This window comes from Nocardia australiensis, assembly GCF_020733705.1.
GTDB classification, from domain to species: domain Bacteria; phylum Actinomycetota; class Actinomycetes; order Mycobacteriales; family Mycobacteriaceae; genus Nocardia; species Nocardia australiensis.
The window spans coordinates 901,493-915,114 of the sequence record NZ_JAJFZM010000001.1 but is presented as its reverse complement, the minus strand read 5'-3'; the positions used below and the strand labels follow the sequence as shown (position 1 = coordinate 915,114).

Annotated in this window: 14 protein-coding genes; 10 read left to right on the top strand and 4 right to left on the bottom strand. The window is 65.0% G+C overall.

All coding sequences use genetic code 11. The features are described from left to right. Window positions 1-22 precede the first annotated feature (22 nt). Window positions 23-1,261 carry a L,D-transpeptidase gene (locus LKE06_RS04080; RefSeq protein ID WP_227997262.1) on the top strand — a complete coding sequence of 413 codons (1,239 nt, stop codon included), beginning with the start codon at window positions 23-25 and terminating at the stop codon, window positions 1,259-1,261. A gap of 18 nt (window positions 1,262-1,279) precedes the next feature. On the opposite strand, the gene mscL is transcribed toward LKE06_RS04080, so the two are convergent. Together mscL and LKE06_RS04070 are read right to left on the bottom strand one after the other, a co-directional pair. After that, on the bottom strand, window positions 1,280-1,711 hold the full coding sequence (mscL, locus tag LKE06_RS04075) for a large conductance mechanosensitive channel protein MscL (RefSeq protein WP_227997261.1): 432 nt from the start codon (window positions 1,709-1,711) through the stop codon (window positions 1,280-1,282). A 67-nt stretch (window positions 1,712-1,778) separates the two neighbouring features. Next, window positions 1,779-2,513 carry an SDR family NAD(P)-dependent oxidoreductase gene (locus tag LKE06_RS04070; RefSeq protein WP_227997260.1) on the bottom strand — a complete coding sequence of 245 codons (735 nt, stop codon included), beginning with the start codon at window positions 2,511-2,513 and terminating at the stop codon, window positions 1,779-1,781. A gap of 91 nt (window positions 2,514-2,604) precedes the next feature. Between LKE06_RS04070 and LKE06_RS04065 the strand changes: the two genes are divergently transcribed. The 9 genes from LKE06_RS04065 to LKE06_RS04025 all read left to right on the top strand — a co-directional run bounded on the left by LKE06_RS04065 (window position 2,605) and on the right by LKE06_RS04025 (window position 12,121). After that, window positions 2,605-3,423 (top strand): alpha/beta fold hydrolase, encoded by an 819-nt coding sequence (locus LKE06_RS04065; protein WP_227997259.1) that lies wholly within the window; start codon window positions 2,605-2,607, stop codon window positions 3,421-3,423. A 148-nt stretch (window positions 3,424-3,571) separates the two neighbouring features. Next, window positions 3,572-3,721, top strand: a complete 150-nt coding sequence (locus tag LKE06_RS04060; protein ID WP_227997258.1) for a DUF4267 domain-containing protein — start codon at window positions 3,572-3,574, stop codon at window positions 3,719-3,721. 105 nt (window positions 3,722-3,826) lie between these two features. Continuing rightward, window positions 3,827-5,221, top strand: a complete 1,395-nt coding sequence (gene mshA / locus LKE06_RS04055; protein ID WP_227999274.1) for a D-inositol-3-phosphate glycosyltransferase — start codon at window positions 3,827-3,829, stop codon at window positions 5,219-5,221. Further along, window positions 5,218-5,760, top strand: coding sequence for a type III secretion system chaperone family protein (locus LKE06_RS04050; RefSeq protein ID WP_227997257.1), 543 nt, complete (start codon window positions 5,218-5,220; stop codon window positions 5,758-5,760). Before mshA ends, LKE06_RS04050 begins: the two co-directional genes overlap by 4 nt. Window positions 5,761-6,023: 263 nt before the next feature. Continuing rightward, on the top strand, window positions 6,024-6,929 hold the full coding sequence (locus LKE06_RS04045; RefSeq protein WP_227997256.1) for an ROK family protein: 906 nt from the start codon (window positions 6,024-6,026) through the stop codon (window positions 6,927-6,929). Between the two features lie 74 nt (window positions 6,930-7,003). Beyond that, window positions 7,004-7,741 (top strand): phosphoglyceromutase, encoded by a 738-nt coding sequence (locus tag LKE06_RS04040; RefSeq protein ID WP_227997255.1) that lies wholly within the window; start codon window positions 7,004-7,006, stop codon window positions 7,739-7,741. Between the two features lie 198 nt (window positions 7,742-7,939). Beyond that, complete coding sequence (locus tag LKE06_RS04035) at window positions 7,940-9,997, top strand: CocE/NonD family hydrolase (RefSeq protein WP_227997254.1); 2,058 nt, start codon at window positions 7,940-7,942, stop codon at window positions 9,995-9,997. Between the two features lie 202 nt (window positions 9,998-10,199). Beyond that, a complete protein-coding gene (locus LKE06_RS04030; protein WP_227997253.1) occupies window positions 10,200-11,435 on the top strand; it encodes a sensor histidine kinase in 1,236 nt (411 codons plus the stop codon). Further along, complete coding sequence (locus tag LKE06_RS04025; RefSeq protein ID WP_227997252.1) at window positions 11,432-12,121, top strand: response regulator; 690 nt, start codon at window positions 11,432-11,434, stop codon at window positions 12,119-12,121. Before LKE06_RS04030 ends, LKE06_RS04025 begins: the two co-directional genes overlap by 4 nt. Window positions 12,122-12,308: 187 nt before the next feature. Here LKE06_RS04025 and LKE06_RS04020 read toward each other — a convergent pair whose 3' ends face one another. Both LKE06_RS04020 and LKE06_RS04015 read right to left on the bottom strand, forming a co-directional pair. Further along, window positions 12,309-12,638: a hypothetical protein gene (locus tag LKE06_RS04020; protein WP_227997251.1), complete on the bottom strand. Its 330-nt coding sequence runs from the start codon at window positions 12,636-12,638 to the stop codon at window positions 12,309-12,311. Between the two features lie 69 nt (window positions 12,639-12,707). Continuing rightward, complete coding sequence (locus LKE06_RS04015; protein WP_227997250.1) at window positions 12,708-13,598, bottom strand: DUF3109 family protein; 891 nt, start codon at window positions 13,596-13,598, stop codon at window positions 12,708-12,710. Window positions 13,599-13,622 lie beyond the last annotated feature (24 nt).

Here is a 13,622-nt window from a genome sequence, read left to right as displayed (position 1 = left end):
CTCCGCGCGTAAATTCGATGCGGTGAGCAACCGTCCAGTCATCCGCAGACCGGCGGCCGTAGTATCGGCCGTGCTTCTCGCAGTGGCCGCCCTGGTGGCCGGATGCACGATCGACCGCGGCGACAAGAGCGAGTCCGCCCAGGACTCGGGGCCGGTCGCGAAGGTCACCCAGACCCCGGCCGCCGATGCCAAGAACGTCAATCCGATCGCGCCGGTCTCGGTCACCGTGACCGACGGCATGATCGACCAGATCACCCTGGCGAACGCGAACGGCAAGCAGGTCACCGGCGAACTCGCGCCCGACCGGCATAGCTACAAGATCACCGAGCCGCTCGGTTACGACGCCTCCTACACCTGGTCGGGCACCGCGATCGGCACCGACCGCAAGCCCGTCCCCATCGACGGCACCTTCAGGACCCTGGCACCGAAGAACACCGTTCCGGCGACCCTCAATATCGCCGACAATCAGGAAGTCGGCATCGCCGCGCCGGTCGTCTTGCAGTTCCAGGCTTCCGTGCAGAACAAGGCCGAGGTGGAGAAGGCGCTCACCGTCACCACGAACCCACCCACCGAAGGTGCGTGGGCCTGGTTCCCGGACGATAACGGCGGCTCGCGGCTGCACTGGCGACCCAAGGAATATTGGGTGCCCGGCACCGATGTGCAGGTCTCGGCCAAGCTCTACGGACTCGATCTCGGTGGCGGCAATTATGGATATACCGATCTCACGTCGGAGTTCCGCATCGGCCGCAGTCAGATCGTGCAGGCCAATGCGCCGAGTCATCGGATGCAGGTGGTGCGCGACGGTCAGACTGTCTTCGATTTCGCGGTCAGCTACGGCGAGGGCAACGAGCCTCGTAATGTGACTCGTTCCGGTGTACACGTGGTCACCGAGAAGTACGAAGACTTCATGATGTCGAACCCGCCGTTCTATACCAACGTTCGGGAACGCTGGGCGGTGCGCATTTCCAATAACGGCGAATTCATTCACGCGAACCCGGAATCGCTATCGGCGCAGGGCTCCTCGAATGTCACCAACGGTTGCATCAATTTGTCCCCCGGTGACGCGCAGGCATATTTCCCCACTGCGCTCTACGGCGATCCGGTGGAGGTGACCGGCACGTCGATCCCGATGTCGGCCGCCGACGGCGACGTCTACGACTGGACGATCGACTGGAGCACCTGGAAGGGTCTGTCCGCATTGGACGAGACGCACGCGCCAAGCATCTCGGCGACCCCCGTCGCCCCGGGCCCGCCCCGTTAGATATCCGCGGCGGTGTAACTACCGGTTCGCGCCGACCTTATCCAGCATGACGGCTTCCTCGTCGGCGTCGCGATTCTGTTTGGCGAGCAGGTCGCGAATCTCGATGAGCAGTTCGGTCTGGGTCGGCTCGGCCACCTTGGTGGTGCCGAAACGATTCTTGAGGGTCTTCATCGGCATCATCAGCACGAAATACAACACCCCGGCGACCATGACGAAATCGAGCAGCGCGGTGATGATCGGTCCGATAGCGATGAAGGTGGCGGGTTTACCGGCCACCAATTGGATACCGAGTCCCAGCTCATTGGTTTTACCGAGGACGGCTAGCAAGGGATTGATGATGCCCTTGGTTACCGCCGTCACCACCGCGGTGAACGCGGTGCCCATTACCACCGCGACGGCGAGGTCGATGACATTCCCGCGCATGAGGAAATCTTTGAAACCCTTGAGCATGAATCGAGTAACTCCAATCCGAAATAGCTAGCAGCCCGCCACGGTATCTCAGCGGGACACTGGTATCTCAGCCGCGGCGCGCGAAGCGGCCGGGAGCGGCCTGGTCACGTGGGGCCACGATGATCTGATCCAGGTTGACGTGCGGCGGTCGCGAGGCGACGAAGCCGACTATCTCGGCGATGTCCTGTGCGACCAGTGGGTCGATGCCCTCATACACCTTGGCGGCGCGTTCTTCGTCGCCGTCGAAACGGACCAGCGAGAACTCGGTTTCGACTGCGCCAGGGGCGATTTCGGTAAGCCGGACGGGCTGGCCGAGCAACTCGCCGCGCAGCGTGCGGTGTAGGACCGCCTGCGCGTGCTTCGCCGAGGTGTAGCCGGAGCCGTTGTCGTAGGCATGGAAGGCCGCGACCGAGGTGATCGTGACGATGAGCCCGTCACCCGAGGCGATCAGCTTCGGCAGCAGCGCCTTGGTGATGCGCAGCGTGCCGAGCACGTTCGTCTCCCACATCCAACGCCAGTCATCGAGGTCGGCCTCAGCGACCGAGGCGAGCCCCTTCGCGCCGCCCGCATTGTTGACCAGCACGTGCGCACTGTCGACAGCGTTCGTGAATTTCCGCACCGATTCTTCGGACGTTACGTCGAGTTCCAGTGCGGTACCGCCGATTTCGTCGGCGAGGGCCTTCAGGCGATCGAGCCTGCGCGCACCGACGTAGACGTGGAAGCCCTGCGCTGCGAGCTCCCGGGCAGTGGCTTCCCCGATGCCCGAACTGGCTCCGGTGACGACGGCGGTGCGGATACTCATGCTCCCAATCCTAAATGCAGGGTGTTTGCCGGCGCCCGGTGTTGTTGCCCTGATCACGCGGCGGCCGAAGCGGCACCGTTAGCCTCGATGCATGGCTATTCGGAATGCGGTCAGTGTGGACGGAACCAACATCGCCTATCAAGTGAGCGGCCCCGCCGACGGGCGAGCGCTGGTGTTGCTGCACGGGTGGTCGGCCGATCTGCGGTGCTGGGGCGCCGCGGCGGACGAGTTGGCCGAAAGGTTCCGCGTCATCGCCGTCGACCTGCGCGGGCACGGTTACTCCGACGCTCCGGAAACCGGATATGACGATCCGAAGAACTGGGCCGCCGATATCGCGGCGGTATTGACGAGCGAGGGCGTCGAGTCCGGTGCGGTACTGCTCGGCTGGTCTTACGGCGGCATCGTGCTGAGCGACTATCTGACCGCATATGGCACCGGCGCGGTCGCGGGTGTCGTCTACTCCGGTTCGATGGCCAATATCGGTCGCGCGCCCGGCGCCGAGACCGGGTCGGCCATGCGGGAGGCCATTCCCGGTGTCTTCGAGGAACGTGCCGGTCAGGCCGTGCGTGCTTTCGGAGCCTTCGGCAACGCCAATACCGGGCCCGGCCCTGACACCGGCGTCGACGCGCAGCGCCTGTTCGGCGCGAGCCTCGCGACGCCGCCGAGGGTGCGCAAGGCGCTGTTCTATCGAACCGTCGACAACACCGCCACGCTGCGGGCGCTCGACATCCCGGTGCTGGTCCTGCACGGCACCAGCGATCCGGTCGTGCCGATCGAGAACGGCCGCTACATCCTCGACGCCGTTCCAGGTGCGCGCTCCTCGTTCTGGGAAGGCGCGCAACATGGCCTGTTCATCGAGGACCGCACCCGTTTCGTGGCGGAAGTCAGCGAATTCATCGACGGTCTCTAGCGGCTCAAGGCAGATCCTTGGCCTTCGAATTGGCCCCTTGATACGTGGTCGGCCCGCTGGGTGTCGGCGATCTGAGGGACGAGGAGATTGAGCCGTTCCTCCTGGCCATCCAGGGGATGCGGCCGCTGTCGGACAGGACAGCCATGCCGTGCAGCGCGCTCCAGATGACTTCGGCGAACCCGTCGGCGACGCGCTGATCGTGTTGCGCAGCAACGGGCCCAAGCCCGCCGTTTACGGCATCCACGGGGCCACAGCCGTGGTGATGCTGGCGATCAGCATGCTCCTGCTTGTCGCGTAACCGCTTGTCACGCCGCTTTGGTCGAGTATCGCGTAGCGCAGCGCCCTGTGATGGCCGTCACTTGCGTCGGTCGGGGTGTCTGATGCGGTGGCCGCAGCGTGCACTATGGATGGTGTGAGTGAACGCCCGGACCTACGGCCGAATCGGATTGCCGTGCTATCGGTGCACACCTCACCTCTTGCTCAACCGGGCACCGGCGACGCGGGCGGTATGAACGTCTACGTGCTGCAAACCGCGATCCAGCTGGCCCTGCGCGGCACCAAGGTGGAGATCTTCACCCGTGCCACCACATCGAGTGTGCCGCCGGTCCAAGAGGCGGCGCCCGGAGTGCTGGTACGCAATGTGGTGGCAGGTCCGTTCGAGGGCCTGGACAAGTATGACCTGCCGAGTCAACTGTGCCCGTTCACCGCCGAGGTGCTGCGACAGGAAGCCAGACATCAGCCGGGCTACTACGACCTCGTCCACTCGCACTACTGGCTGTCGGGGCAGGTCGGTTGGCTGGCGCGCGATCGCTGGCGGGTACCGCTGGTGCACACCGCGCACACCCTGGCCGCGGTGAAGAACGCCGCGCTCGCCGACGGCGACTGTCCGGAGCCCATGACCCGAGAGATCGGCGAGAAGCAGGTGATCGCCGAGTCGGATCGAATGGTCGCCAACACCGCCGAGGAAGCACGACAGCTGGTCGATCTGTACGGCGCGGCGCCCGACCGCGTCGACGTGGTGCCGCCCGGCGCCGATCTGAGCCGCTACCGCCCCGGTGAAAAAGCCACCGCCAGAGCCGAATTGGGGCTGGCCGCCGATGAGCAGATCGTCGCGTTCGTCGGCCGGATCCAGCCGCTGAAGGCACCCGATGTGCTGGTACGCGCCGCCGCGGAGTTGCTGCGTACACAGCCAGTGCGCAAGCTGCGGGTGCTGATCGTCGGTGGCCCGTCCGGTACCGGATTGGACCGGCCCGACGCGCTGATCGAGCTGGCCGCCGAACTCGGCATCGCCGAACACGTCACCTTCCTGCCGCCGCAGCCACCCGACCGGCTGGTGTGGGTGTATCGCGCCGCCGACCTGGTCGCAGTACCCAGCTATAACGAATCGTTCGGGCTCGTCGCCATCGAAGCGCAAGCCAGTGGTACCCCGGTACTGGCCGCCGACGTGGGCGGACTCGGCACCGCGGTACGCCACGGCGAGACCGGCCTGCTGGTGCCGGGCCATGCCACCACGGAATGGGCGGGAGCCCTCGGCTACCTGCTCGACGATCCGGAACGGCTGCGCAGGATGAGCGCCCGTGCGGTCGGGCATGCCGCGAACTTCTCCTGGGAACACACCGCGGACGGGCTGCTGGACAGCTACTCGGCGGCGCTGAGCGATTTCCGCGAGCTGCGCTCGGAACTCGGCACCGGGCGCGCCACGCTATCGGAGCACGTGCGCCCTGCCGCGGTACTCACCGAAGGCAGCCAGGCCAGATCGCGGGCGCTGTGTCGGCGCCGGACGGGAGCACACCGATGAGTAGCGAGACAACCGCGCGGCTGATCGATGAGACGCTGCGCGACCGGGAAATCGAACACACCCACCCCAGCGACGATGTCTTCGTCGTCATCCTGCCCGGTGAGCGCAAGCTGAAGACGACCGTCATGCTCACCGTCGGCAAACACGGTGTACGGATCGAATCATTCGTCTGCCGCAAACCCGACGAAAATTTCGAAGGCGTCTACAAGTTCCTGCTGCGACGCAACCGCAGGCTCTACGGTGTGGCCTACACCCTCGACCGGGTCGGCGACATTTACCTGATCGGCCGTATCGCCACCCACGCCGTCACCGCCGATGAAATCGACCGCGTCTTCGGGCAAATCCTCGAGGCCGTCGACGCCGACTTCAACACGCTGTTGGAACTCGGGTTCGCGGAATCCATTCGGAGAGAATGGAAGTGGCGGGTTTCACGAGGGGAATCGTTGAAGAATCTGCGGGCGTTCGAGCATTTGGTGGATGCTGAGGTTTTGGCCGCAGGCACGGCGGGTTCGCAGCCTCCAAGTCGCACATCGGAGTGAGCCGCGAACTTTAGGGCTCGGTCTCGCTTCGCTCGGAAGTTGGTGTTGTGGCGAGTGGACGCGTAAGTGGGTTTGTGCGGGAACGGTGTTGTGGCGAGTGGGTGGTGCGGCACCGAATGTTCTGTGTCCCGTTAGGTTTTGTGATCTAGAGGCGGTTGTCTCGGGGGTGGTTCGTTCGGTGATGGCGGGGCTGAATATCGCGTGGCGTATAGGTGCGCCGATTATGTTCGTGTGGGTCGCGAGGTATGGGAGGTCGCACGATCATGACGGTGGTTGCGCTTGATATCGGTGCGACGAAGTTTGCGGCGGGGGTTGTGGGGTTGGCGGGGGAGGTGCGTGATGTGCGGCGGGTTGAGGTGCCGCGGGAGAACGTGTGGGAGGCGTGTCGTGGGTTGCTGCTCGAGGTGGTGGAGGGTGGCTTGGTTGGCGCGGTGGGGATCGGGTCGGCTGGACCTATTGATGTGCGGGCCGGTGTTACGGGGCCGCTGAATATCCCTGAGTGGAAGTCCGGCTTTCCGATCGTTGCCGAGGTGCGAGGGCTCTTTCCCGGTGCCGCAATACGATTCGCGATGGACGGTGCCTGTCTCGCGCTGGCCGAACATCATCTCGGTGCGTTGCGCGGGGTGGCGAACGGGCTGGCTATGACGGTGTCGTCGGGGATCGGTGGTGGCATCATCGCCGACGGTCGGGTGCTGGTCGGGCGCAGTGGAAATGCCGGTCATATCGGCCATATCGTGGTGCCGGGCTGGGATGTGCCGTGCGAATGCGGTGGTGTTGGTTGTGTGGAGGCGATCGCGAGCGGCATGTCATCGGTGCGGTGGGCGCGTCAACAGGGGTGGAGTGGTGATACGGGGATGGCGTTGGCGGCGGCCGCGCACGCCGGTGACGAGATCGCGGTCGCCGCGCTGCATCGTTCCGGGACCGCGCTCGGGCAGGCCATCGCCTCGGCGGCGGCGCTGCTCGATATTGATCGCGTGGTGATCGGCGGTGGTTTCGCCCAGTCGGGTGAACCGCTGTGGGCGCCGTTGCTGGCGGCGGTCGCCCGGCATGCCCGATTGGGTTTCCTGCGGGAGCTCACGGTGGTGCCGTCGCGAATCACCAACGGCGCCACCCTGGTTGGCGCGGGTGTGCTGGCGGCGGGGCACGCGTCGACCGGCATTGCCGACTGAGTGACCGGCGCCGGAGCGATCGTGCGCGCCGAACGGGTGCGAGGCGGGTTCGCGCGCATGCCAGAATGACCAGCATGACCTACACCCTCGTGCTACTGCGCCACGGCGAGAGCGAATGGAATGCCCTGAATCTGTTCACCGGCTGGGTGGATGTGCACCTGACCGATAAGGGCATCGCCGAGGGCAAGCGCGCCGGGGAACTGCTGGCCGAGCACGGCATCCTGCCCGACATCGTCTACACCTCGCTGCTGCGCCGCGCGATCAGCACCGCGAATATCGCGCTCGACGCGGCCGACCGGCACTGGATTCCGGTGGTCCGGGACTGGCGGCTCAACGAGCGTCATTACGGCGAACTGCAGGGTAAGAACAAGGCGCAGGTTCGCGACAAGTACGGCGACGGGCAGTTCATGCTGTGGCGCCGCAGCTACGACACTCCGCCACCGCCGATCGACCCGGCCAACGAATACAGCCAGGAGGGCGATCCGCGCTACACGGACATCGAGGTCCCGAAGACCGAATGCCTGCTCGATGTGGTGAACCGGATGGTCCCGTACTGGGAGTCGACCATCTCCCGGGAACTGGTCGCGGGCAAGACTGTTCTCGTTGCCGCGCACGGTAATTCGTTGCGCGCTCTGGTCAAGCATCTCGATCGTATTTCCGATGACGAGATTGCCGAGCTGAACATTCCTACCGGCATCCCGCTGCGCTACGAACTCGATGAGAATTTGCGCCCGGTCCGCCCGCGTGAATATCTGGACCCGGACGCTGCCGCAGCCGGTGCCGCCGCGGTGGCTGGGCAGGGCGGAAAGTAGCGGTAAATCCGCCTGTTAGTGATTGGCAATTCTGCCGCGCAAACAAAGCTGTGGTGGTGATACACAGGCGTTATTGCGCGACTTCGGTTGTATGTGAATCAATATTCGGCTCGAAACGGAGTGACCGAAAGCCAAGACTTACTCGTCGGTATGTACACTTTCGGTCGTTCGACCAGTCCGAGAGGTGGATCACGTTCGATGAAGCACGCGTTGCGGGTCACGGTGGCGACAGTCGCCGCCATCATCATCGTCCCTTTCCTGGCGTCGGGCGCGAGTGCCGCGCCCACACCGACGGGCCCTGACGGCGGTGCCGCCGGTACCGCGTGGACCGCAGCCGAAGACGGCCCCCAGCAGTACCCGAATGTGAACATCCAGTGGGATATCCCGATCGTCATGAGCGACGGCACCGTCCTCGAGGCCAATGTGTATCGCCCCGCGGACGGTGCCGGCCGGCCGATCGATACCCCGACGCCGACCGTCGTAAACATGACGCCCTACACCAAGCTGCTGTCGAATATCACCGACAGTGCGTTGTCAGTCCCCGGACTCTCCGACGCGCTGATCGGTTTTTTCCGTCAGATCGATATGAGTGGTACCCCGCTGTCCGGCGTCACCGATATGACCAAGGCATTCGGCGGCGGGGAGCTGCGCAACTTCGCTGTCGACCGCCAGCTCATCAAAAGCGGCTACACCCAGGTCGTCGTCGACGTGCGCGGCACCGGCTTCTCCCAGGGCATCTGGGACATGCTGCGCCAGCGCGAGCAGCAGGACACGGTAGAGGTGATCGACTGGGCCGCGAACCAGCCGTGGTCCAACGGTCGCATCGGAATGAACGGCCTCTCCTACTCCGGCATCAACCAGGTGCAGGCCGCCACCATGGCGCCGCCCGCGCTGAAGGCGATCTTCCCGGTGGTGCCCGGCAGCGACCTGGTCAATGACGTGCTCGCGCCCGGTGGCGGCTTCGGCTTCAACTTCATCCCGCTGTGGCTCTCGGCTATCAACGGCCTCAAGCTCGTCCCCGACCTGGCGTCGATATTCAACGGGAACTTCGACATGAAATGGCTCCAGGACCGCGCGCGGGATCCGTTTACGTTCATGGACGTGCTGCTCAACGTCTACACAACCACCCGCGTCGAGGATCTCGACCCGCGCGCCAAGGAACTACTGACCGGCACCTCGTCTCCACGTCAGGCTTGGCTGAGCGATCCGAGCAAGATTCAGGTTCCGACCTTCGTCACCGGCGGCTGGCACGACCTGTTCACCTACTCGGAATCCAAGATCTACAACGAGATTCAGCTGCCGGCCGGTCAGAAGCAACTGCTGATGGGCGATACCTATCACATCAATTCCGGCAATGAATACGGCAAGCCCGGCCTGCCGCCGCGTCTGGATGTGCTGCAGCGTGCCTGGTTCGACAAGTGGCTCAAGGGCATCGACAACGGCATCGATTCCTACGGCCCGGTCACCCTGCGTCAGCAGGGCGGCGGTTGGATCACCGCCGATTCGTTCGCCGATCCCGATGCGTCCGAGGCTGGACAAGACGCCGAGCATCGCCGGATGTACCTGTCCGCCAACCACACTGGCACCGCCAACAGCGCGTACGACGGATCGCTGCTGCCGGCGGCGAGCCCGGACTCGGCGCGGCTGACGGTCGCGCCCGGCCTGACTACCCTGTGCTCCAACGACGCGGCGCAGGGTAGTGCGGGTGCCCTCTCGATCATCGACGGTTGCGCGACGGATTCCCGGGTCGCGGAGCTGAACGGGCTGACCTTCACCAGCGACCCGGTCGCCGACACCACCACCATCTCCGGCAGGATCGCGGTGCGGCTCAACACCGTTCAGGACGCCGCCGACGGATACTGGGTGGCGACGGTGAATGATGTTGCGCCGGACGGACAGTCGAGCGTGCTCTCCTCCGGGCAGATCATGGCGTCGCTGCGCGAGATCGACGAGGCCAACAGCACCAGATCGGCAAACGGTGACTACACCGATCCACGCGCGTACACCTCGCTGGACCGGCGCCTGCCGACCGTCCCCGGCCAGGAGACCACCCTTGATATCGCCCTGCCGGCTACCGAGGCGGTGCTGGCACCGGGGCACCGCCTGCGCGTCGATGTGTTCGCCGGCAACTTCCCCAAGGGGCTGCCGGTACTGCCGATGCTGCTCGACACGGGATTGAAGCCCCAGCACGTGCAGTTGGATCCGAATCGTCCGAGCTTCGTCAACATCCCGGTGCGGGGCAACTCCGGCTGGTGATACCGGCGTGCGACGGTGCCTCCTCCTGATTCGAACGCCAAAGGGGCGCCGTTTCCCGTCCGGTGGAAGGTGACATGTTTCGCGTCCAGCTGTCCGAACAACGCGTAAACGCCTGGCTAACGATGCTGGAAGTGGTTATGACCTGCACGAAACTTCGTGTACCCCGAGTTGGTTTGCGCGCCCGCGACCGTACGATTCAGTTGTGAGTGTTCCGCAGGCCGTACTGTTGGCAGTCCTCGCGGCTGTCGTCGGACTGGCCGTCGGTGGACTACTGATCCCCTTCATGAATGCCAGGCAGGCCGCGCGCAGGCAGGCCGATTCGGGCCTCACGATGTCTCAGGTGCTCGACCTGATCGTGCTGGCTTCCGAGAGCGGCATCGCCGTCGTCGACGAGTACCGCGACGTCGTGCTGGTGAACCCGCGCGCCGAGGAACTCGGCCTGGTCCGCAACCGGATGCTCGACGAACGTGCCTGGGCGGCGGTGAAGAAGGTGCTCGCCAGCGGGGAGTCCACCGAATTCGATCTCACGGCCAAGAACCCTATTCCCGGCCGCAGCCGGATCGCGGTGCGCGGCGTCGCCAGGCAACTGTCGCATGAGGAAACCAGCTTCACCGTGCTGTTCGCCGACGACGACTCCGAGCAGGCCAGGATGGAGGCCACCCGCCGCGATTTCGTCGCCAACGTCAGCCACGAGCTCAAAACGCCGGTCGGCGCGATGAGCCTGCTGGCCGAGGCGCTATTGGAATCCGCTGAAGACCCGGAGGCGGTGCGTCACTTCGGCGAGCGCGTACTCGGCGAGTCCCGTCGCCTCGGCAAGATGGTGACCGAACTGATCGCGCTCTCGCGGCTACAGGGCGCGGAAAAACTTCCCGAACTCGAAGTCGTGGACGTCGACACGGTGGTGACACGGGCGGTCGATCGCTCCCACACCGCCGCGGAGGCGGCGGGGATCACTGTCAGCACCGACCGGCCCAGCGGGCTCGAGGTGCTAGGCGACGAAACCCTACTGGTGACGGCGCTGTCGAATCTGGTGGAGAACGCGATCGCCTACTCGCTCGCGGGCTCACACGTATCGGTGAGCCGGTCGCTGCGTGGCGATCATGTCGCCATGGCCGTGACCGATCGCGGTATCGGCATCGCCAAGGAAGACCAGGAACGGGTCTTCGAGCGATTCTTCCGATCCGACAAGGCCCGCTCGCGCGCCACCGGCGGTACCGGGCTCGGGCTCGCTATCGTCAAGCACGTGGCCGCCAACCACAACGGTGAGATCACCCTGTGGAGCAAACTGGGCACCGGTTCGACGTTCACCCTGCGAATACCCGCTCATCTCGAAGCCGACAGCGACGAAGACGTTGACGGCGTCGTGCTGAGCATGAGAGAAAACAGCCCGCGCCCCTTGGGGCCGGGCAGACCCAATGGTGTGGAGGCACGTAGATGACCAGTGTTCTGATCGTCGAGGATGAGGAGTCGCTGGCCGATCCGCTCGCGTTCCTGCTGCGCAAGGAGGGTTTCGAGGTCACCGTAGTCGGTGACGGACCGTCCGCGCTCGCCGAATTCGATCGGTCCGGTGCCGACATCGTGCTGCTCGACCTCATGCTGCCCGGTATGAGCGGCACCGACGTGTGTAAGCAACTGCGCACCCGCAGCGGCGTGCCGGTGATCATGGTGACTGCCCGCGACAGCGAGATCGACAAGGTGGTCGGACTGGAACTGGGCGCCGACGACTACGTGACCAAGCCGTACTCGGCGCGCGAGCTCATCGCCCGAATCCGTGCCGTGCTACGCCGCGGCGCCGGTGACGAACTCGACGGCTCCAACGAGAGCGGCGTGCTCGAAGCGGGACCCGTTCGGATGGACGTTGACCGGCACACCGTGCACGTCAACGGCAAGCAGGTGACCCTGCCGCTGAAGGAATTCGATCTGCTCGAATATCTGCTGCGCAACTCCGGTCGTGTGCTGACCCGTGGGCAGCTGATCGACCGGGTGTGGGGCGCCGATTACGTTGGCGATACCAAGACTCTCGATGTGCACGTCAAACGGCTGCGCTCGAAGATCGAAGGCGACCCGGCCAAGCCGGAACACCTCGTAACTGTTCGTGGCCTCGGCTACAAGCTCGAGGCCTGACCGCCTCCGCTGGTAATTTCCCGACCGGCGGGTGCGCCGATGCTGCCGTCGCGGACCGACGGTAGCGCGGTGCGCCCGGTCTCAGGGGTACCCGGCGAGTTACTCATGTTGTCGCGCGATCGGTCGCGACAGGAATCGCGCGGCAACCGAGGCCCCGACAACCTCGGTGTGCTGCTGCGTATCCGAATCAGGGCAGGTAGAGCCAGGTGGGGCCGACGGGGGTGTCGGTCTTGCGCAGCGTGATCCAGCCGAGGTCGTCTTCCTGCATGCAGTCGTAGACGTCCGCGGCGTTGGTGCCGCGGCAGGCGATGGTGCGCGTGATGCCGTATGGGCTCATGATCAGGTTCTTGCCGTTCTTGGCCGCGTCGATCGCCTCGGGGGTATTGGCGGGTAGGAAATCGGCGGTGACATCGAAGTACTTGGCCGGATCCCCATTGGGCTCGGCGTGCGCGGCACCGCTCAGTGCGAGGGTGGCGCCGACCGCGATGGTTGTCAGAGTGACAGTTTTCTTCAACATAAACGCACATCAAACCGTATGTCGGTAAAGCTCGCATGGCCCGCAGGTGAATCACCCGCTATGCAAACCTCACGCCGGCCGATCGGAAACCGGTGAGTCGGGCGCCATTCTGTTGGCGTGCACGGTCGCAGGATGAATTGCGATCAGGCCGAGTCCTTCTCGCCGTTTGCAATGCCGGGCCAGCTCCGCGTAGGCGGGTTCACCAAGGAGCTCCTTCAGCTCGGGACCGTAGGACTGCCAGACCGGGCGGGCGCCGACATGGGCGTCGGGGGAGCCCGAGCAGTACCAGTCCAGGTCGAGTCCGCCGGGGCCCCAGCCGCGCCGGTCGTATTCGGTCACGGTGGTGCGCAGGATTTGCGTACCGTCGGGCCGGTCCACCCAATCCTCGGTACGACGGATCGGTAACTGCCAGCACACGTCCGGCTTCACCTCCAGCGGCTCGATACCGCGGCGCAGCGCCATGGTGTGCAGCGCGCAGCCGACGCCGCCGGCGAAGCCGGGCCGGTTCAGGAAGATGCATGCGCCATCGTGCCTGCGGGTACGCAGCGTCGGCTCGTCCTCGAGCTCGTCGAGCTCGTCGAGCTCGAGATAACCCTTCTTTGTGACGTTGCCGTTCGCGTCCAGCGCGTGGTCCATCAGCTGCCAGTCATCAGGTGTGAGCATTTTCACAGCGCTCCGCAGCCGCTTGCGATCGTCCTTATCGGAGAGGAACGCACCGTGCGAGCAGCAGCCGTCGTCGGGGCGGTCGCTGAGGATTCCCTGGCAGGCGGGGGTGCCGAATACGCACGTCCAGCTCGACAGCAGCCAGGTCAGATCCGCGACGATTAGATGCTCGTCGTTTGCCGGATCGACGAACTCGATCCATTCTCGCGGGAAATCGAGATCGACCTCCGGGCTCGGATCAATCTTCCCCGCTGGTCGGGGCCGGGTCGGGCCGCTTGCGGATGCGCCTACCGTCACACCTCGAGACGCTAACAGTTCGAT